The organism is Pseudanabaena biceps PCC 7429, assembly GCF_000332215.1.
GTDB lineage: Bacteria > Cyanobacteriota > Cyanobacteriia > Pseudanabaenales > Pseudanabaenaceae > Pseudanabaena > Pseudanabaena biceps.
The window spans coordinates 14,402-33,697 of record NZ_ALWB01000029.1; the positions used below are offsets into that span (position 1 = coordinate 14,402).

16 protein-coding genes are annotated in these 19,296 nt (G+C 43.9%); 12 read left to right on the top strand and 4 right to left on the bottom strand.

Annotated features, from left to right (window positions below; all coding sequences use genetic code 11):
- Nucleotides 1-90: 90 nt before the first annotated feature.
- From PSE7429_RS25410 to PSE7429_RS05385, 4 genes are all read left to right on the top strand, one after another.
- Nucleotides 91-462: a hypothetical protein gene (locus tag PSE7429_RS25410; protein WP_009626064.1), complete on the top strand. Its 372-nt coding sequence runs from the start codon at nucleotides 91-93 to the stop codon at nucleotides 460-462.
- 19 nt (nucleotides 463-481) lie between these two features.
- Nucleotides 482-760, top strand: coding sequence for a hypothetical protein (locus tag PSE7429_RS05375; protein WP_009626065.1), 279 nt, complete (start codon nucleotides 482-484; stop codon nucleotides 758-760).
- Nucleotides 761-996: 236 nt separating this feature from the next.
- Nucleotides 997-1,986: a PRC-barrel domain-containing protein gene (locus PSE7429_RS05380; RefSeq protein ID WP_009626066.1), complete on the top strand. Its 990-nt coding sequence runs from the start codon at nucleotides 997-999 to the stop codon at nucleotides 1,984-1,986.
- Complete coding sequence (locus PSE7429_RS05385; protein ID WP_009626067.1) at nucleotides 1,986-2,762, top strand: photosystem II S4 domain protein; 777 nt, start codon at nucleotides 1,986-1,988, stop codon at nucleotides 2,760-2,762. Before PSE7429_RS05380 ends, PSE7429_RS05385 begins: the two co-directional genes overlap by 1 nt.
- Before the next feature lie 75 nt (nucleotides 2,763-2,837).
- Here the strand turns inward: PSE7429_RS05385 and PSE7429_RS05390 are convergent, their stop codons facing one another.
- A complete protein-coding gene (locus tag PSE7429_RS05390; RefSeq protein WP_009626069.1) occupies nucleotides 2,838-4,421 on the bottom strand; it encodes a M48 family metallopeptidase in 1,584 nt (527 codons plus the stop codon).
- A gap of 198 nt (nucleotides 4,422-4,619) precedes the next feature.
- Here PSE7429_RS05390 and PSE7429_RS05395 point away from each other — a divergent pair, with 198 nt between their 5' ends.
- Nucleotides 4,620-5,582, top strand: coding sequence for a protochlorophyllide reductase (locus PSE7429_RS05395; RefSeq protein ID WP_009626070.1), 963 nt, complete (start codon nucleotides 4,620-4,622; stop codon nucleotides 5,580-5,582).
- Nucleotides 5,583-5,808: 226 nt separating this feature from the next.
- Here PSE7429_RS05395 and PSE7429_RS05400 read toward each other — a convergent pair whose 3' ends face one another.
- On the bottom strand, nucleotides 5,809-6,660 hold the full coding sequence (locus tag PSE7429_RS05400) for an NF038130 family PEP-CTERM protein (protein ID WP_009626071.1): 852 nt from the start codon (nucleotides 6,658-6,660) through the stop codon (nucleotides 5,809-5,811).
- A gap of 623 nt (nucleotides 6,661-7,283) precedes the next feature.
- On the opposite strand from PSE7429_RS05400, the gene PSE7429_RS05405 reads away from it, so the two are divergent.
- From PSE7429_RS05405 to PSE7429_RS05430, 6 genes are all read left to right on the top strand, one after another.
- Nucleotides 7,284-8,195 carry a hypothetical protein gene (locus PSE7429_RS05405; protein ID WP_009626072.1) on the top strand — a complete coding sequence of 304 codons (912 nt, stop codon included), beginning with the start codon at nucleotides 7,284-7,286 and terminating at the stop codon, nucleotides 8,193-8,195.
- A gap of 160 nt (nucleotides 8,196-8,355) precedes the next feature.
- Nucleotides 8,356-9,465, top strand: coding sequence for a non-hydrolyzing UDP-N-acetylglucosamine 2-epimerase (gene wecB, locus PSE7429_RS05410; RefSeq protein ID WP_009626073.1), 1,110 nt, complete (start codon nucleotides 8,356-8,358; stop codon nucleotides 9,463-9,465).
- 36 nt (nucleotides 9,466-9,501) lie between these two features.
- Nucleotides 9,502-10,869, top strand: a complete 1,368-nt coding sequence (locus PSE7429_RS05415; RefSeq protein ID WP_040687411.1) for a CmpA/NrtA family ABC transporter substrate-binding protein — start codon at nucleotides 9,502-9,504, stop codon at nucleotides 10,867-10,869.
- A gap of 157 nt (nucleotides 10,870-11,026) precedes the next feature.
- Nucleotides 11,027-11,728, top strand: coding sequence for an ABC transporter ATP-binding protein (locus PSE7429_RS05420; RefSeq protein ID WP_009626075.1), 702 nt, complete (start codon nucleotides 11,027-11,029; stop codon nucleotides 11,726-11,728).
- Between the two features lie 191 nt (nucleotides 11,729-11,919).
- On the top strand, nucleotides 11,920-13,008 hold the full coding sequence (locus PSE7429_RS05425; protein WP_009626076.1) for an AI-2E family transporter: 1,089 nt from the start codon (nucleotides 11,920-11,922) through the stop codon (nucleotides 13,006-13,008).
- A 245-nt stretch (nucleotides 13,009-13,253) separates the two neighbouring features.
- Entirely contained in the window at nucleotides 13,254-13,574 is a 321-nt protein-coding gene (locus PSE7429_RS05430) for a slr1957 family protein (RefSeq protein WP_009626077.1), read from the top strand.
- A gap of 222 nt (nucleotides 13,575-13,796) precedes the next feature.
- Here the strand turns inward: PSE7429_RS05430 and opcA are convergent, their stop codons facing one another.
- Nucleotides 13,797-14,918: a glucose-6-phosphate dehydrogenase assembly protein OpcA gene (gene opcA / locus PSE7429_RS05435; protein ID WP_009626078.1), complete on the bottom strand. Its 1,122-nt coding sequence runs from the start codon at nucleotides 14,916-14,918 to the stop codon at nucleotides 13,797-13,799.
- A gap of 154 nt (nucleotides 14,919-15,072) precedes the next feature.
- Entirely contained in the window at nucleotides 15,073-16,602 is a 1,530-nt protein-coding gene (zwf, locus tag PSE7429_RS05440; protein WP_009626079.1) for a glucose-6-phosphate dehydrogenase, read from the bottom strand.
- 998 nt (nucleotides 16,603-17,600) lie between these two features.
- Between zwf and PSE7429_RS05445 the strand changes: the two genes are divergently transcribed.
- Entirely contained in the window at nucleotides 17,601-19,208 is a 1,608-nt protein-coding gene (locus tag PSE7429_RS05445) for an iron uptake porin (protein WP_009626081.1), read from the top strand.
- Nucleotides 19,209-19,296: the final 88 nt, after the last annotated feature.

Genomic DNA, 19,296 nt, shown 5'->3' on the forward strand with positions numbered 1-19,296 from the left:
TGTCAAAGATGACGACGGGACGGCTCAAGCTAGAATCTTTTATAGCGGCTGAGGTACAAAAGTTAGAGCAATTATTGGAGTGTTAAATCTATGCAAGTAACTGAAAAGCCCGTTAGTACTGAACAAACTGAACAAGTTGATGCTCTTGTGATTGAGCAAGTGATTGAGCAAGTTTCTGAACCGTCGCATGATTCGGCTTTGTTGTCTATTAATGCCCAAGTGTCGTTTGCTAATTTGCTAACGCTGATTCAAACTTTGCCCAAGGAGCAGAAATGGCAGATTTATCAAGCGTTAGGTGCGGAGCTTTCGCCCCAATCGGCGGAGGCGAAGGCGATCGCCCGTTTAGCGGATGAGGATGACGAGTCTATGTGGATCACGGTTGTCCATGAAGATGATGAGATCGATGAAGAGGCTTTAAATGAATGGTTGGTGAAGCGTGGTTACAAAAAAGCCGAAGTATAGGGTTACGTTGCATCCGCTAGTGGGTGTTGAAGATTTACCTCTGTTGCCTGAGTTTCTACAGAAGGATCTTGCTAAATATCAGTTTGTTTTGGCGATTGATCCAGTGCAAACGCAGGGAGTGCCTAGCCATGATTTGCGGGGTGAGTTAAAGCATTATCGCGCTTTGGAGATTGACTATAACGGTGTTTGCTTTCGTTTGGTGTATCGAGTGTATGAATCACCAACGCCGAAACGGGTACAGGTGGTTAGTTTTGCTGAGCATGATTTGGCTTATGAAAGGGCAAAAGAGAGATGCTAAGTGCAAAGTTTACGCCCGACAGGGGTGAAATGCGATCGCGCTGAACTTGTAGTGAATCCTTTATGCCGAAATACTTATTAGAAAATGCGATCGCCCGAACAACCACCCGAACAAACGTTAAGATACCGACGGGGATCTAGTCTGCTAGAATCAGGGCTAGGTATTTACCCTCCTGTTTAGTTCATGCCCCACCCGTTGGGGATTGTTTGGGAATCATTTAGAGTCACGTCACCGCCATGATGCAATCGGAAAATCTTCGTCAACGTGCCGCCGTATTGGGTTTGCAAGTCTTTAGCAAGCGATCGGCAATTCGGCTTGGCATCGTAACGCAAATTTGGCTAGATGTCGATCGCCGATGCGTTACGGGAGTAACCGTTGCCGAGCGATTTGTTCCAGGGACACCGATAGGCATCGGCGACACATTTTTTATGTCCCTTGACAACATTGATTTACTGGGACCAGACGCAATATTGGTTGATGATGAGTCGGTACTCGAAGATATTTTGGTTACCGAACGCTACACCACCCTCATTAACAATGAAGTCGTCACCGAATCAGGCGAATTGCTCGGCAAAGTAAGAGACTTTAAATTTGACCCAGAAACGGGCGACTTAATGTTTTTGATTGTTGCCTCGATCGGCAACCCGATTATCCCCGCTAGCCTGATCAGCACCTATGAGCTAGATGTAAACGAAATCATTGCCGTAGGACGCGATCGCATCATCGTCACCGAAGGTATGGAAGATCGGATGACCCAACTAAGCAAGGGGCTGCTAGAGCGTCTGGGGCTAGGAAAAGCACCTTGGGAAGATGAATTTGAGGATGACTATATGCCACCCTCGACCACCATTCGCGATAACGCCCTATCGTCGGGTACGCGAAGCACCTATTCGCCACCACCACAGCAACAGCGTCCTGTCTATCGTCAAGAGCAATCTTGGGATGATGGCGATAATTGGGCAGAGGAGCGCGTCCCCGTTAATCCCCCACCCCAACGTCGTCAAGCTAGAGCCGAAATGAGGCCCGAACCATCGCGTCCGATCGCTCCACCACCGATCGATAATTACGACGATGAATACGACGACTTCGAGGATGATTACCCTACCTCCAACAAACCCGACTTTCGCAACGAAACCCAACAGCAGATCCGCGATGCTTGGGGCGAAACCAAAATTCCTGACAAGTCCAAACAACGCATTCCCGAAGAGGAATTTGACGAAATCTAATGTTACCCCGTGACCTATTGAATCATGTTGAAAATCGCGACACCCTCAGTCGGCTGCTAGACTTAGGTGATCGCGCAGTTCAGACGTGGGAAGTCGTGTGCAGTGATTTTTTATCACCACCCGAAATTACCGAAGCCCTCCAAGTATTTGGCAAAATGACCGAAATTCATTGCCTTGCATGGGGCGGCTACGAACAAGCCGAACGCCAAAGATTAGCGATCGCCCGTAGTGAATTGCCCCTCGATCCGTCAATGGTCAGTCTCACCGCAATATCGATCGCTGGTAATTTTCTGTTTGACACTGCTACCCATCGCGATTTCCTTGGTGCGATTCTCGGAACGGGGATCGAGCGGCAAAAGGTCGGCGATGTCAATGTACTAGGAGAAAAAGGCGCACAGGCGATCGTCGTGCCAGAACTCGTCGAATACTTGCAACTACATTTCAATCAAGTACGGACAGTTCCCGTTAAGGTCAATGCGATCGCTTGGGAAGAGTTAAAAATTCGCATTCCCGTCACTAAAGAACTGACTTCCACTGAGGCATCCTTGAGACTCGATGCGATCGCTTCTTTCGGTTTCGGGATGTCGCGCAGCAAAATGGTGGACTTGATTAACGGTGAAGATGTGCGCGTTAACTGGAAGACTATCTCGCAGCCCAACTATCAACTCAAATCTGGCGATCTCATCGCCATTCGCGGTAAAGGAAGAGTCACGATTGGCGACATTATGATTACCAAAAAAGAACGCTATCGAGTACAAATGACGCGATCGGTTTAATAAGTAACTAAAGGTAAGATTAAAACCTAGAAGAGCGTAACGCTCTTCTAGGTTTTGGTCTTTAATTATGCTGATTCATTGTATTCTATCCTTCTGATTATCTTGGTTTTCCAATACAAAGGAAGACAAAATTTGCTCACCTAATGGTACAAGTTCACGATCATGCTTCATGGCTAATTTAAGATGATCTACACCTTTTTCATCCTTTTGCCATATCAAATGTTTACCAACAATAAAATTAGCGATCGCATGATCGGGTTCTTTGACTAAGAGTGCCTTCAGGGTTGGTAAAGCAGCTAGTTCTCCCTCTAGCTCCATCAGCCAACGCGATCGATTCCATAAATCCTTAGGTGAAAGAGGATATTTCTTTTCGAGATCCTCTAATTCGGCTAGACAGGCTCGTAAGTTTTTCGCATGAAGGAATTGCTCTTTCCATTCGGGTAAAATAATTTCCCGCCACTCACGATTAAATTGGCTGGCTAATTTCCTGATACTATTTCCTAGTAATGTTTCTGCGGCAGATATCTCCAAAGGTACTAAAAAAATTCCCGCATTTTTAGCTGGCAGTCCTAAAGCTCTGAGGCGATCGCTCAAACAGGGATGTGTATCTGAGTTATTTGTCTCCTCTTCTAAAGCTTGTTCTAACCAATATTTTTGATCGAGAATAGGATTTTTGAGTGCTTGACCTATGGATATAAATGGATTTCCTTGAGGCTCGGAATGATGTTTTGCTTGTTGGTGGATGTCTTGCCAAAATAGTTCGGTAGCAAATGAACTTTTAGCATAGACATTGGTGAGGGCTTCGGCTGTAGCTCTCTGCCCAGCATGTTTTACGGCACATCTATCGGCTTCATATTCATAGGTACGTGCAAGGACGAAAGAATAAGCGTCAAACCGAGGAATATACCAAGTTAAGAAATAGTAAAAATTAGATAGAAGTCCATCAAAAATAATTACAGCTTGCCCGATACTTCCTTGTAGAGAATATAACCAATTTTGATGAGCGTTTTGGACAGATCTAAAAATTTGTAGCCATGTATGGCGAATGAGATAGATTTTATGTTTATTAGAAAGATGTCCAAATTCATGGGCAAGAATAGCACGGAATTGCTCGGCAGAGAGAGCTTGCATGAGGGGCAGCCCGATAGTCAGATAATTCTCATTCCAGCCTAATATTCCAAGTCGGGGGACTTGCATCACTGAAGCATTAAATTCTCGATTAAGAATCACATGATCGAGTTGTGGTGCTTTTTCTGCTCGCCTTAACTCATCTAAAACTTTAAATAGAGAAGGGAACTGCTCACGCTCTAATTCGATGCCTGTAGGTTTGGGAAAATTGATCCATAACGATTTAAGCATGACGATCGCGACAACAAAGAAAATGCAAATTGTTGCCAGAATAAAAAAACAGAGAAAAATCGCCCCACGAAAAGTTGCTGCGCCTCTTAGGGATGTGAAAACATGGGCTATAAAATTTGCATTATGGATACCTAGCCAGACAATCCCAACTGAACCACCAATCAGAAACAAGATCGCGCTAAACATATAGAAATAGCCTAGCATTGCCATTAACCAGACCTGATTCTTATAAGCTTTAGGATCTTTTCTAGCAAATACTTCCAGTCTCTTAACCAGTCGATTAAATTCTGCCTCAGTCATTGATCATATTTATCTCAATATCTTATATTATACTGAAATTTGAGCGCGAACTACTTATCAAAAAAATGCTGCAAGCATTAGCCTCCATAGTATTCTCAAAGCTTTAGCAAGTGGTGCTTTCGGTAAAAATTCTTAAGTATCACCTTAGTCCAAATCACTGTAGAATTTTAAACAAAGTTTATAAATTTATTCTTAAAAATGTCATATCCACAGTTACCTACAGTAATTATCACAGGCGCTTCTTCAGGCGTAGGATTATGGTCAGCTAAGGCTCTTGCCGATAAAGGCTGGTTTATTGTCATGGCTTGTCGCAATATCGATAAAACCCACAAAGCAGCAGAATCTGTAGGCATTCCTAAGGATAGATATGAAATCATCCAAGTCGATCTTGGCTCTTTGGTCAGCGTTCGTGAATTTATTGCTAAATTCCGCGCTACAGGTCGATCCCTAGATGCCCTATTGTGTAATGCTGCCATCTATATGCCCTTGCTCAAAGAACCCTTGCGATCGCCTGAGGGCTTTGAGCTAACCATGACCACCAATCACCTCAGCCATTTTCTCCTTTGCAACCTGTTGCTTGAGGACATGAAAAAATCAACCTATGCCGATCGGCGTATGGTTATTTTAGGAACCGTTACCCATAACCCCGATGAATTGGGTGGAAAGATTCCTCCACAACCCGATCTCGGTAACTTAGAGGGATTTGAGAAAGGATTTAAACCACCAATCTCAATGGCAAATGGGAAGAAATTTGAACCAGTCCGAGCCTATAAAGAGAGTAAAGTTTGCAATATCTTAACCATGAGAGAATTGCACCGTCGCTACCATGAATCTACAGGCATTACCTTTACTTCTCTTTACCCAGGATGTGTTGCTGACACTCCCCTATTCCGTAATCACTATCCTCTCTTCCAGAAGCTATTCCCATTGTTCCAAAAGAACATCACGAAGGGTTATGTAACTCAAGAACTATCAGGTCAACGGGTAGCCGCTGTCATTGCCGATCCTGAATACAGGCAGTCGGGAGCCTATTGGAGTTGGGGTAATCGTCAGAAGCAAGATGGTAAATCTTTTGTACAGACCGTATCTCCCCAAGCCCGTGATGATGCCAGAGCTGAACGGATGTGGGACTTAAGCGCCAAGCTAGTTAGACTTGTATAAAAATATCAAAGAGGAAATGTCGCAACGCGACATTTCCTCTTTGATATATAACTGTCGTTGTACTAGAACATAAAATCCAAGAGGTGATTGGCGGCGCGGAGCGCCGCCAATCACCTCTTGGGTTTGAGCCAAGTATTAGTACATAAATCTCAAGAAGAGAAGGTTGGAACGAAGTGCCAACCTTCTCTTCTTGGGTGCGAATAGCGACAGCTATAGAGAATCTAAACTAGCGATTGAGTTGGCGACGTTTGAGCATACCCGCTCCCATCGCTCCTGCTAAGGCGATTCCCAGAAAAGCCGCAGGAACGGGAACTGGTCTAGAACCTTGGATATAAACTTCGTAGTTACCAGTATGTGAAACTCCATCATCCACAGCAACTAATCCCGAATTTGTGGCATTAAAGCTATACAGATAGCCCGTCTGACCGTCGTAGTCATACTTCACAAGCTCGCTCGCTTGAAGAGTTTTGCCAATTAACAAAGGCTTAAAACTATCGGGGAGAACTGAAAGTAATAGTTGAGTTGCATCTAGATAACCCGCTAAACCAATGGAAATTTCGCCAGTATTGTCATTTTGATTGACATAGGAGATATTGGGATCGCTAAACTTCTGAAATCCGCCATTGCTTGCAAATTGGCTGAAGGCAAAGCTTTTGACATTGCTGGGTAGTCCCCCTAGTCCATAGGCTGTGAGCGCGGCATTAAACCAAGTTGTACCAATCACCGACCAATCACTTGCGGTAAGACTGCTCAAAGTGATGGACTTGCCACCAATTGTTCCTTGGAGAGTGGTATTTTTGGTGAAATCAAAACTAGGTTGCTCGCTACTTGCCGCTAATTCGATATTGCCTGTAGGACTAATAGCATTGCCATCTAAAACGTTTTGGACATTTGCCAAAGTGTTAGATATAAGAAAAGTATTTGTAGCATCTGCATTAAAGACTAGATAGTCATTGGGGGCGCTACCCCCGATTGTGACATTATTTATTGACCCAGCAAATACGGGAGCGATCGCTATTGCACTCCAACTAGCTAGAGAAAAAATACCAGCAGATAGACCTTTTAATACCGTTTTCATAAAGTGACCTATTGAAATAATTGTTTAGAAAGTCAAAAACTGAAAAAGCTAACTTTCCCCCAATACGTTCACTTTTTCTGAAACGCAAAGTAATGAATGAATGATACCTAATCCCAATCGATATTTATCTATAAAAGTTATATAAAAGTTATACAAAGGATATAAGTATCTAAGCATAAGTAAACTTAAAACCGACTCAAAAGATGGGCGGCAGTGCGATGCGCCGCTGCCCATCTTTTAGGTTTTATGTCTTCAGCAAATCTTAGGGTGCTATACAAACCTGTATGGCTAATTGTGGGTGTAAAGATTTGTTGGATAGTTGTGAATAGGTAGTGGTAAATGTTATGAGGATGGATAAAGTTTTGCGCCCTCGTCCTTATAATATAAATTCTTTCTTAGGACTAAGTAAGTGGATTTAATTAAATATAAAACCCTAAAACCTGCGGCGCACGCGCAAAGTACGCCGCAGATTTTAGATCTGGATTTTAATTATGACCAGCTACTTATCTTGTAGCGATCTGTCCAAGCTGCAAAGATTCTGATACATTTGGCTTATTAGATAAGGCAATCAATCAGATAATAAATTAGGTAATACATTAGGTTAAGCATTCGAGGCTGCTAATATGGCACAAAATCCGTTAGTCGAACAAGCTAAACAAGGAAATGTTAGTGCGATCGCATCTTTAATGAACCGTTTGCTAAAATCTCAAGGAATGCTAGCAAATGTAGAGCGTAATGATGATCGCTTAGAAGTTTTAATCGAGTCCGATCTGCGATCGCTCGATGATGAAATGCGAATTCCTAAGCGCCAGATATTAGTAGGAATGCTAAAAAAATGGTTTCTTACCATTGAAGTCCAAACAATTTCTAAGATCGTAGTGTCTTGGCAGCAAACTGGTAGTGATGAGCCAGCATGGACAGAGGAAATTTATTTGGCTGAGCAGGACGAGCCAAAAGAGGCAAGTCTTAGTAACAATGGCGGAACCACTGAGCCCACAAAAAAGCTTACAATACCCCCCTTACCAGTATTTCCACCAAAATCTATGCTAGAGCGAAACGATCCTCGCGATCGCTCCAATAGTGAAAATGACACCTCATCGGCTAGCCCTGATCTCGATGAAATGTTTGGCGCGATCGCTTCCCCTGAGCCTCTGCCAGATATCGATCTAGGGTCTAGTAATAATGTACCTTTAGAATCCATTCGGGCTTCTAAAGATGGAGAATTATTGTTTTTTTCGGATATTCCCCTAGTTTCAAACGATCCCGATCTTAGTTCAGTAGCTAGTTCAGTAGCTAGTTCAGTAGCTAGTTCAGATATTAATAATTCCCCGTTAGATGAATTAGATCCGATCGCCCCACCCCATAAATCCTTGTGGCAATCCCTACTAAAAACTCCTATTTTTAGCATTCAACTTGCTCAATATGTTGTTGTTTGTGTGGTTATTATCGTCTCCTTAAGAGGTATTCATACTGCATTGGGTGGAGGCAAAGCCGCTAAGGCTGCCTCTAATTCATCACAGCTAATAATGCGATAGAGTTATTGCGATAGAGTCTATGAGAAAAATAGGGATTTGACTTCGCTCAGCCAATTAAAAAATAAACCCCGTAAGGTTTTGAAATTCCAAAAATGGCGTTGCCATTTTTGGAATTGGTATTACTCTATCTGTTCAGAAAGCCTACTGAGAGAGGATTATTTTGTCCAATAAATTCCATGTCTGCATCACTTTAGGAACTCGTCCAGAAGCAATTAAACTTGCGCCGATCGTGCATTTATTTAGAAGTAACGCTCATTTCCAAACTTCGGTGATTCTGACAGGACAACACCGAGAAATGGTCGCTCAGGTCATGCAGTTGTTTGACATTACAGCGGATTATGACTTAAACATCATGCAACCAAAGCAGACTCTTACCCAAATTACTTGCAATAGCTTGATTGGGTTAGAGAAGTTATACAAAGAAATTCAGCCTGATATAGTCTTAGTTCAGGGAGACACCACCACCGCTTTTGCCGCAGCTTTAGCAGCTTTTTATCAACAGATTCCCGTAGGTCATGTGGAAGCTGGACTGCGCACTGATAATCTCTTCAATCCATTTCCTGAGGAAGCAAATCGTCGTTTAGTTTCCCAAATTGCCCAACTACATTTTGCACCTACCCTCGCTTCGGTAGAGAACCTTCAAGTCTCTGGAGTCAAAACGGGTATTCATCATACGGGCAATACAGTTATTGATGCGCTTTTGTATGTTTCCAAGCGATCGCCTCAATGTGACATCAAAGGCTTAGATTGGTCGGCGCAGCGAGTAATTTTAGCCACCGTTCATCGCCGTGAAAATTGGGGCGAACCTTTGGGACAAATTATCCAAGCATGGTTGCAAATCCTCGCCGATTTCCCCGATGTTGCGTTAGTTTTGCCGATGCATCTCAACCCCGTGGTACGCGAACCGTTAATGGCTCAATTGGGCGATCATTCCCGAATTTTCTTGGTTGAACCCCTCGATTACGAGCAATTAGTGGGGGCAATGCAACGCTGCTATCTGATCATGAGCGACTCGGGTGGTTTACAAGAAGAAGCCCCTAGTCTTGGCAAACCTGTACTGGTATTGCGTTCGACGACCGAGCGTCCTGAAGCGATCGCCGCAGGTACGAGCAAACTCGTTGGGACAGAAACTAAGGATATCGTTGCGGCGGCAGCTACTCTCCTTAGCGATCGCCATGCCTACGAACAGATGGCAAATGTGGCTAATCCCTTTGGAGATGGTCAATCCAGTCAACGTATTCTAGATATAGTTTATTCATTTTTAGCGTAGGATGCAGTGACACATTTGCGTCACTGCACGAATGTTATGCAATCTAGACGCAAGCTCCTAAAAACCGCGATCCAAACCTTAGGCGCAGCAGCAGGGGGCTTATTTCTCAATAACTGTAGCTCTAAGCCACTAGGAAATGAGCCATTGCCAAATAATACCTTCGCTGCTGCTTCGGGTATTCCTGAAATCCCAGCAGTACGGCTGGGCATAATTCCTTCGATTGAAATCGCCCCCCTATTGGTCGCCCAAAAACAAAAGCTATTTGCCAAATATGGCATGACTGATGTGCAGTTAGTTCCCTTTAGCAGTTGGCAGTCTCTAGGAGAGCATACTGCAACGGGAACGGATTTAGGCACAAATGACTATGGAATTGATGGTGGGCATTTTTATAGCCCTTTGCCCGAACTGTTAAATGAAGGCTTAATTAACCAAAAAAAGACTGCCATGTATGTACTGATGCGACTGCATACCCACGGAGGTTATATAGTCGCTTCTAAACGATTGAAGCCTTTAGGAATTCAAGTTAAACATGCCACCTTCTCCGCTTGGCAGGATATCGCCAAGTTATTTGGTAATCCGATGAATAGCGCGATCGCGGAAATTGGGAGTAACTACGATCTCTGGCTCCGATATTGGCTAGCCGCTATGGATATCGTTCCCCTTCGCGATATCGATATCCTCGAAATCCCCCTCGATGAGATCATCCCCCAAATCAAGCAGCATCGAGCCGACTTATTCTGCTTAGATAGCTGGCGAACACTCAAACTAATGGAAGGAAATCTTGCCGAACCTGCGATCGCCACTGGCGAAATTTGGCGCAATTATCCAGGGGAAATTTTGGCAATGCGTGCCGATTGGGTAGACAAATATCCGATCGCTACACAGGCTATCCTTCAAGCCACGATGGAAGCACAGCTCTGGTGTGACGATCCTGCCAATGCCCGAACATTAAATACGCTTTTGGCAATCTATTTTATAAATGACGTGACCAATAACTTTGCCAATAATCGCTTGACAAGCTCAAATCCGATCAAGATGTTTGCTCAACTCTTTAAAAATAGTCCTAAACCGACAAAGGGAATGCTTAAAAATAGTTCTAATTCCCTAAATTACGCCATTAAATATTGGTCAAATGATGGTATTTCGGTTTCCTATCCCTACAAAAGTCACGATCTATGGTTTCTCTCCGAATATCAAAGATGGGGGCTGTTACCGCCTAGTTTGCCAACCCGAGAAATTATTGATGCGGTGAATCGTGAAGATCTCTGGAGAAATGCAGCTAAAGCGATCGGTGTTCCCGATACCAATATTCCGATTTCGACTTCACGGGGGATAGAAACTTTTTTTGATGGTTCTCAGTTCGATCCAGATCGCCCAAATCAATATTCACCAAGCAAAGCCTAATCTTCATAAAGCTGCCGCCAACTGTATCAGGACATAAAACCCCAAATAGAGTTGCCGCGCTCCGCGCGACAACTCTATTTTGAGTTTTAATTTTGTCCTATCAAGACTGGCGGCAGCTATAGTATAGCTGTGGCAAAGACTTAGGAGATGGGATTAAGTGTTAGAGATTAACAATCTTAGCGTTCGCTATGGAGGTATTCAGGCTTTACAGGATGTTAGCTTGCAGGTCACTGAAGGAGAAATAGTAACTTTAATTGGGGCGAATGGTGCTGGTAAAACTACGACCTTACGAACTATTTCGCGCCTAGTCACCATGGGATCGGGACAGATTATCTACAATGGCAAATCTATTAATAACTTACGACCAGATCGCATAGTCCAAATTGGCATCGCGCATAGCCCAGAAGGTCGGAGAGTGCTTGCCAGACAAACAGTATTAGATAATCTGGAATTGGGCGCTTTTTTACGGAGCGATCGCTGGGGAATTAAAGCCGACATCGAAAAACAGTTTGAGATTTTCCCTCGTCTTGGGGAGCGTCGCCATCAACTGGCAGGAACCCTAAGCGGAGGTGAGCAACAAATGCTCGCGATCGCCCGTGCTGTTATGAGTCGTCCCAAATTACTATTGCTGGATGAGCCAAGTTTAGGGCTAGCCCCCCAGATCATCAGGGAAATTTTTAAAACGATTGTGAATTTAAATCAATCTGGAGTCACGATTTTGTTGGTCGAGCAGAATGCCAATTTAGCTTTGCAACATGCTCATCGTGGCTATGTGATGGAATCGGGCATCATCACCATTGAGGGAAAAGCAGCGGACTTATTAATTGATGAAAGAGTCCGCAAAGCTTATCTAGGATAGAGAAAAACCGAGGAAAAAAGACCAAGGGAACAGATCACTCATCACCTAAAAATTAAGCGATTATGGGATACCATAGCCCTAAAACTAGATTACCTTCGATCTTTGTAAGAAACTTTTCGTGAATTTGTGTTTTAACAAACACTTTTAGCGCACAATTTTAAGTAGATACCTAGCGCGTCACATTGTTTCGTATGATTGAGACCCTTAATAAGTTGCCTCGTTGGTTTTCACTAGGCTTGACTTTTCCGTTAATCTTTCTAAACGGATGGTTATTGCTACTGCTATGCCGAGAATTGCAGCCATTAGTCAGTATTCTTATTACGGCGACAGTTATTTCGTTCTTGCTAGATTATCCTATTCGCTTTTTGATCTCCTTAAAGGTGAAGCGTGGTGTCGCAGCAGGATTAGTCATCCTTATATTTTTCATGTTGCTCAGCACCTTAGCCATCTTCCTCGTGCCTCTGATTTTGGCACAGGCAAATGAACTAATCGTCCGCTTGCCAGAATGGATTAAATCTGGACAGCAGCAGCTTCAAACTCTTGAGACTTGGGCGATCGCTCAGCAACTGCCGATCGATATCAGCAGCACTTTTAATCAATTAATCGAAAAACTTACGGGTGTCCTGAGATCGGTTACCAGTCAACTTTTTAGTATTGTATTTGGTGCGATCGGCAGCCTTGTCAATATCTTCTTAACCCTGATATTCTCAATTTTTTTGGTGCTCCGTGGAGAATTTTTGTGGAATGGGCTGCTCAGTTGGCTACCCCAAAAATGGAACGATCAGGTGCGTAATCTGCTGCCGCGCAATTTTGAGCGTTTTATTGTAGGACAAGTGACTCTAGCCACAATTCTAGGGGTATCGCAAACTGCCGCCATGATGATTTTAGGCGTTCCACTCGCGCAACTATTCGGGTTTGGCATTGGAGTGGCAAGCTTGATCCCCCTTGGTGGTTCTAGCACGATTATCACCGTCAGCTTGCTGATTGCTTTGCAAAATTTTTGGTTGGGAGTGAAGGTGCTACTTGTCGCCGTCGCCATCATTCAAATTGTGGAAAACGTGTTAGGACCTCGTATTGTGGGTGAACTAACGGGATTAAATCCTGTATGGATGCTAATTTCCCTTGATATTGGCTTTAAGTTAAATGGCGTTCTAGGTTTGCTAGTTGCCGTCCCGATCGCAGGATTTATTAAAGGAACATTTGATACGATTCGTGGGGTAAGTAGTCCACCCCCTATAGATGCGATCGCCAAGACTCATACGGAAGCACCGCTAAAATAGCGAAAAAGATGAGTGGCGGCACTTCGTGCCGCCACTCATCTTTTTCGCTTTATGATATAGAACTGATACGAATCCAGCAACATAAGACTATCCCAGATCATAAAGATCTACTAAGAGTATCTTTAAGTTTTTGTAACTTACACCGTAATCAACAGACATCCTGTTAGTCTAAGTAAGAGAAACATGAGTAGCCTTTTGTCGCCGCTCATGTTTCTCTTTTAGAGAAGCATTGGTCAGTATTGCATATGAAACGTTTTCGGGATGAATGGATTGATGAATGGTGTCAGGAAAATGGCTGGACTGACCTATTTGTCGAACGTTGTTGTAATTATTGGGCATTTCCGCCAAGCTCCGTAATGCCATTGCCGATTCCCAATGACACTCTCCGCGCGATTAAAAATGCGAAGGGAATGAGCGACGATGAAAAATCTTGGACATTTGCCGCGATCGCAATTTCCTGTCTGGCATCAATATTTAGCTTTATCTTACGCAATCCATTACCAATCACCTGTGCTTTTGGCTGTGTCGCTTTTATTGTCGGGCAACTGGAAATCGAAGAATTTTAATAGCCAGCACTCATCTCCCAAAAAGAAGGGGGTGCATGGAACCCCCTTCTTTTTGGGAATCAAAAGTTAGCTGTTGCCCCTCGCTTTAGGACAAAATCAAAAAACGTGAGTTCGATATAACTTGAAATGGGCTTTGAGAAAAGGTTTGCTACGCAAACCCTTTCTCAAAGCCCAAAAGACGAGTGGCGGCGCAAAGCGCCGCCACTCGTCTTTTGGTTGTTGCTATAGAGCAATTATTTTAGAAACGAGGGCGAGGCTTTCCTCAAAGAGAACCTCTCGTCCCCATCGTTGCAATTGTTGCCCCAATAGAGTATCGGCACTTTGATCTGACAAAGGCGACACTTGATGGACGCGATAGTTTTGAGCACCACCACCAGCTTCCATGCGCATACAGCCCGTTGACTCCGAACAGAACACATTACAAGCATCCGTATTTTGGTTAGAGGCAGTCAAGCGCAACCCAATTAGATCGCCAATGACCTCTCCTGGATCGCCTATGGGGATCGCTGCTAATTCAGCCTTAACTTTGATATGGTTGCGACCTTCAAAAATTACATGCTGAATATTGTAATCACCACCTTCAACATTGCGCTCAATTGGCTCCCATTCCAGACGACTCGCAATCCAGCCCAAAAACATCAAAGCCTGAGTGCTATTGCCTCGTTCGTAGTCAATCGTAATGCCATCAATTTCCCATACTGCCGAGCGGCGATCGGGCTGATCGAAAGCTTGAGCAGTGAGTTCTTGCCAAGGTGCTAGTCTCTGCCAATTGAGATCGGCGATTTGAGTGCCAGCACCAATCATCCCTTGAACTTTAAGGAGATCTGCTTCTGAATTAGGAAAAACCGCTGAATCTAAGATCAAGCGATCGCTTAAATTCACTAGTTTTTCAAACATCCGCGTATTTGGGGCAGGACTATCTTTCCACCACAAAAACACAGGGAGATCGGGGATCAGTAGTTCTGGCAAGATGCTATGCACACGATCAAAGGCAAGTGTTGCTCCCGTCAAGGTGATATATTCACCACAAACTAACGAGCTGCGACTTTTTTGAATCGGGCAATAGGCTGCCACCTGCGCCGATATACCTTCATCCACACCATCCAATGTAACCAAATCAATAACGCGACAGGGGCTTTGAGAAACGATCGCATCAACGGAAGCCATCCTTGACGCTGCACCAATAGTTTCTGGTTCGTACACTAACAGATTGAATGTAGTAGCACGCGCGGCGGAGTTTTCTCCATAGGACTGCCAGATTTTGCTTAGCTCTGCTTCGACTTGAGAAACCGAGACATCTTTGGGAGCTTGCAAAGATACAACGGAAGTTGCTTGCGTATTCATGGATTTATAAAAACATCTCTGCTGGATACTGAATAAGATTTGGTGATAGGTAAAGGCAATTGGTAATTGGTAATTGGTAATTGGTAATTGGTAATAATTAATTCATAATTCGTAATTCATACTAAGCCCTTACCAATTACCAATTAATCTTTACCTATAACCGCCGCCACTGTCTTCCATCACGTTCGATCAGTTGTTCGGCTTCAGAAGGTCCCCAAGTCCCTGCCTCGTATTGAGGCACGACAATAGGATCGTTAGGCATTTCCCACGCACTAAGTGCAGGGGTAACCACTTTCCAAGCAGCCTCTACCTCATCACCACGAGTAAATAGAGTCTGATCGCCTAACATACAATCTAGCAACAGGCGATCGTAAGCGTCGGAACCTTCGATCCCAAAGGTTTTGCCATAGCCAAAGTCCATATCTACCGATCGCGATCGCAGATCGGCTCCTGGCATTTTTGCTTCAAACTTCAATGCAACCCCTTCATTAGGCTGAATTCTTAAAGTCAGCACGTTTGGCGAAACTTGCTTAGCCGCTGATTGAAATAATAAATAGGGAACATCACGAAATTGAATCGCAATTTCACTAACTTTTTTAGGCATCCGTTTTCCCGTTCGCAAATAAAAGGGAACACCTTGCCAGCGCCAATTATTAACTTCAAACTTCATAGCAACGTAGGTCGGCACGAGGGATTCAGGATTCACATTAGGTTCATGGCGGTAACCCTGTACCTGTTTCCCCTTCATCCAACCCGCACTGTACTGCGCCCGCACGCAGGATCGCTCCAATCGGCGCGTATCCGCCAATCGAGTTGCTTGAATCACCTTAACTTTCTCATTTCGCAACGAATCAGCATCCATCGAGTTAGGTGGCTCCATTGCGGTCAAACAAAATAGTTGCATCAAATGGTTCTGCAACATATCTCTGAGCGCTCCAGAGTTTTCATAGTAACCAGCTCGATCTTCAACACCAACAGTTTCCGCCACTGTAATTTGAATGTGGTCGATAAACTGACGATTCCATAAGGGTTCAAAAATTGCATTAGCAAATCTTAGAACTAAAAGGTTCTGAACCGTTTCTTTACCAAGATAATGATCGATCCGATAAATCTGCTTTTCATCACAAGCTTTCTGAACTACCCGATTGAGATCTTGACATGATGACAAATCTCGACCGAAAGGCTTCTCAATTACTAAGCGAGTTTTTTGAGGATTTTTAATCATGCCTGCTTGCCCTAACTTCTCGATCGCATCGGTAAAGTAATTGGGTGAAACAGCCAAATAAAAGACTCGATTACCACGAGTACCCCTTTCTTTATCTAGCTGGGTGAGGAATTCATCCAACTTACGATAATCCTCAAGATTACTCATATCAAGAGACTGATAGTACAAGCTTTCGGCAAAGTCTTGCCAAAGCGCCTCAGCACCGACACCCACTGAGAATTTTTCTACGCCTTCACGCATTTGCTCTCGGAAGTAATCATGGCTCCAAGGTCTTCGAGCTACTCCGACAATTGTGAGCTCGGGAGGTAGACGGCGCTGCTGCTTGAGATGGTAGATTGCTGGAACTAGCTTGCGGATAGTCAAGTCGCCCGATGCCCCAAAGATTACCAGAATCAAAGGCTCAGGAGATCTTTCTTGCTGTAAACCAACCCGTAAGGGATTTTCGAGTATTTGTACCACAGGCTCGGTTGTTGAACGCTAAGTAGATTTTAGCCAATACATTCTAAATTCATCCAATTCGTCTGTTTTCCTTTAGGATCACTAGACTCTTTTGAGTCCTTAATATATGATAATGATTATTATTATCATAATATTCATCGCGGAGACGTAATACCAATCCCCAAAATGGCGTTGCCATTTTGGGATCTCAAAACCTTGCGGAGTTTGTTTTTTAATTCACTAAAGTGAGGCAACACTTTAGTGAATTGGTATAAAACCCTAAGACCTGCGGCGCACGCTGCGCGTGCACCGCAGGTCTTATACCAAATCACAAAATGGCTACGCCATTTTGTGATTTTAAAATCCTTACTGGGTTTGGTTTTTAATTTCCAAAAGTGTAGCCACACTTTTGGAAATTGGTATTAGATCTGGATTTTAATTATGCTGAGGTACTTAGAAATAAAGAAAAAATCAAGAAAAAGTTGTTTGCTTCCCCTAAACAATTTATCTATTGCAAGATAAAATCAATAAATTAATTTGCAGCTTGTATATAAAAACTAATAAGAACTATTACGTTCGCTTCACCTATATTAGTCAACTTAATCAGTCAGCTTAGATTTTGCGATGGGAAAATCTACGTAGCTAGGCATAATTAAAAACCAAAAACAGAGAGCGTACCGCCCGCGTAGCGGGCGGTACGCTCTTCTAGGTTTTAAGTTTACTTATTACCTAGCTACTTAAGCTAGGGAACTTCGTGGATATGTTTTTTTAATGAGAGCCTATATGCCTGCCAGTACAGAAAACGAGGGAAATATATGCGCATCATTGAAATGAGCCATCTCCAAAAAGTCATATTTTGGGAGTAGGTAAGTAGTCAGCAGATCACAAAACTGCACCATTACTTTACAGGCATCCCATAACAATCATAATAAAATCAGTTTTTAAATTAGAATTACTCTAGTAATTAATGATATTAATTACTATTAAGATCGAATTTATATAACAGTGAGGAGTTTGAAATGTCGAAGGTTTGGTTTGCCCAAGTTCAAAGATCGGTGCTTGGGGCGATCGCTTTTTCCACCTTGGCAACTTTGCCTAATCCTAGTGCAGCCCAATCACTACCTCCCACCAAAGATGTGATAGGTCAGAATGTCACATCGGTTTCTCAGCTCAGTGATGTGCGCCCTACGGATTGGGCTTTTACGGCGCTACAGTCTTTAGTCGAGCGCTATGGATGTATAGCGGGCTACCCCGATCGCACTTTTCGCGGCAAACAAGCCACCAGCCGCTATGAATTTGCCGCTGGGCTAAATGCTTGCTTGGATAAGATCAATGAGATTATTTCCGCAGGTTTAGCAGATAAGGTCAGCAAAACCGATCTCGCCACCTTACAAAAGTTACAAGAAGAATTTGCCGCCGAACTTGCCACCCTGCGCGGTCGAGTCGATACCCTTGAGGCAAAAACTACTAAACTCGAAGCCCAGCAATTTTCCACGACGACAAAACTTGACGGTCAAGTCATCGTATCCGCCTCAGCTAGTGGTTCTGGTAGCGATAGCCTCTTAAATCCGATTGGTAATGCATCAGGGCTTTCGGGTAAGGCAAATACAACTGTAATCAGTCGCGTACGGCTCAATTTGAATACCAGTTTTACAGGCGAAGATTTGTTATTAACGCGTTTGGAAGCAGGGAACGGTGGTACTAATCTGTCGAATTCTCTTAATGACGCTGGCGGTGTTTTCCGAGGCTTTACAGGATTTAAAAATAGTTCTGTTTTCGATTACAGCGAAGCAGGCACGACCTTCACGCTCGGTCGCTTGCGCTATGACTTTCCTATAGGCAAGGATATTCGCGCTTCGCTGGGCGCGGTAATGTCGCTCAACGATCACTTGGATCACAACAGTTTTGCTAACGATGAGTCCGTTGATTTCTCCAGTCGTTTGTTTATCAATAATCCCCTAATTTTGCCCGTCAATGATGGTGCGGGTGGAGCGATCGCTTGGAATATCGGTGGCAGTGCTTTCACTCTGCGAGCAGGATATGTTGCCGCAACCGCCAATCAAGCAACCAACGATGGGACAATCAATCGTGGTTTATTTGGTGATCCCTACCAAGGAACAGTGGAGCTAGAGTTTGCCCCCAAAAACAGCGAAAACGATAGCCCCTTGGCATTGCGCTTGCAATATACCAGAGCCTCGGTCAATAATCTCGATTACAATACAGGCGGATTGAATCTGGAGTGGGCTTTTAATAAAGCGATCGCCGTTTTCGGACGCTATGGATTTGGAAATATCAGCAATCGGGGATCGGCGATCGCTAATGCATTACCTACCTATATCAACGCTGGGGTAACCAGCGATGCGATTAGTCCTCAAACTTGGTCTGCTGGTTTTGCTTTCCCCGATCTGTTTAAGGAAGGAGCAATGGGCGCGATCGCAATAGGACAACCGTTCATTGAGAGTAAGGTCGGTAATGCCACTCAAACAAATGTGGAGTTGTTCTATCGTTTCCCGATCTCTAGCAATATTAGTATCACCCCTGATTTGCAATTTATCTTCAATCCCAACAATAACAGTAGTAACAGCACCATCACCGTCGGTACATTGAGAACTGTATTTACTTTCTAGTATTTCTAATATAGCTGCCGTCAAATGTATCAGGGCATGAAGCCCAAAACAGTGTTGCCGCGCGGAGCGCGGCAACACTGTTTTGGGC

Bases quoted from the DNA above. Each gene is read 5' to 3' on its own strand.
- PSE7429_RS25410 (WP_009626064.1), top strand. From the start codon at position 91: ATGCAAGTAACTGAAAAGCCCGTTAGTACTGAACAAACTGAACAAGTT.
- PSE7429_RS05380 (WP_009626066.1), top strand. From the start codon at position 997: ATGATGCAATCGGAAAATCTTCGTCAACGTGCCGCCGTATTGGGTTTG.
- PSE7429_RS05385 (WP_009626067.1), top strand. From the start codon at position 1,986: ATGTTACCCCGTGACCTATTGAATCATGTTGAAAATCGCGACACCCTC.
- PSE7429_RS05390 (WP_009626069.1), bottom strand. From the start codon at position 4,421: ATGACTGAGGCAGAATTTAATCGACTGGTTAAGAGACTGGAAGTATTT.
- PSE7429_RS05395 (WP_009626070.1), top strand. From the start codon at position 4,620: ATGTCATATCCACAGTTACCTACAGTAATTATCACAGGCGCTTCTTCA.
- PSE7429_RS05400 (WP_009626071.1), bottom strand. From the start codon at position 6,660: ATGAAAACGGTATTAAAAGGTCTATCTGCTGGTATTTTTTCTCTAGCT.
- PSE7429_RS05405 (WP_009626072.1), top strand. From the start codon at position 7,284: ATGGCACAAAATCCGTTAGTCGAACAAGCTAAACAAGGAAATGTTAGT.
- PSE7429_RS05415 (WP_040687411.1), top strand. From the start codon at position 9,502: ATGCAATCTAGACGCAAGCTCCTAAAAACCGCGATCCAAACCTTAGGC.
- PSE7429_RS05425 (WP_009626076.1), top strand. From the start codon at position 11,920: ATGATTGAGACCCTTAATAAGTTGCCTCGTTGGTTTTCACTAGGCTTG.
- PSE7429_RS05430 (WP_009626077.1), top strand. From the start codon at position 13,254: ATGAAACGTTTTCGGGATGAATGGATTGATGAATGGTGTCAGGAAAAT.
- opcA (WP_009626078.1), bottom strand. From the start codon at position 14,918: ATGAATACGCAAGCAACTTCCGTTGTATCTTTGCAAGCTCCCAAAGAT.
- PSE7429_RS05445 (WP_009626081.1), top strand. From the start codon at position 17,601: ATGTCGAAGGTTTGGTTTGCCCAAGTTCAAAGATCGGTGCTTGGGGCG.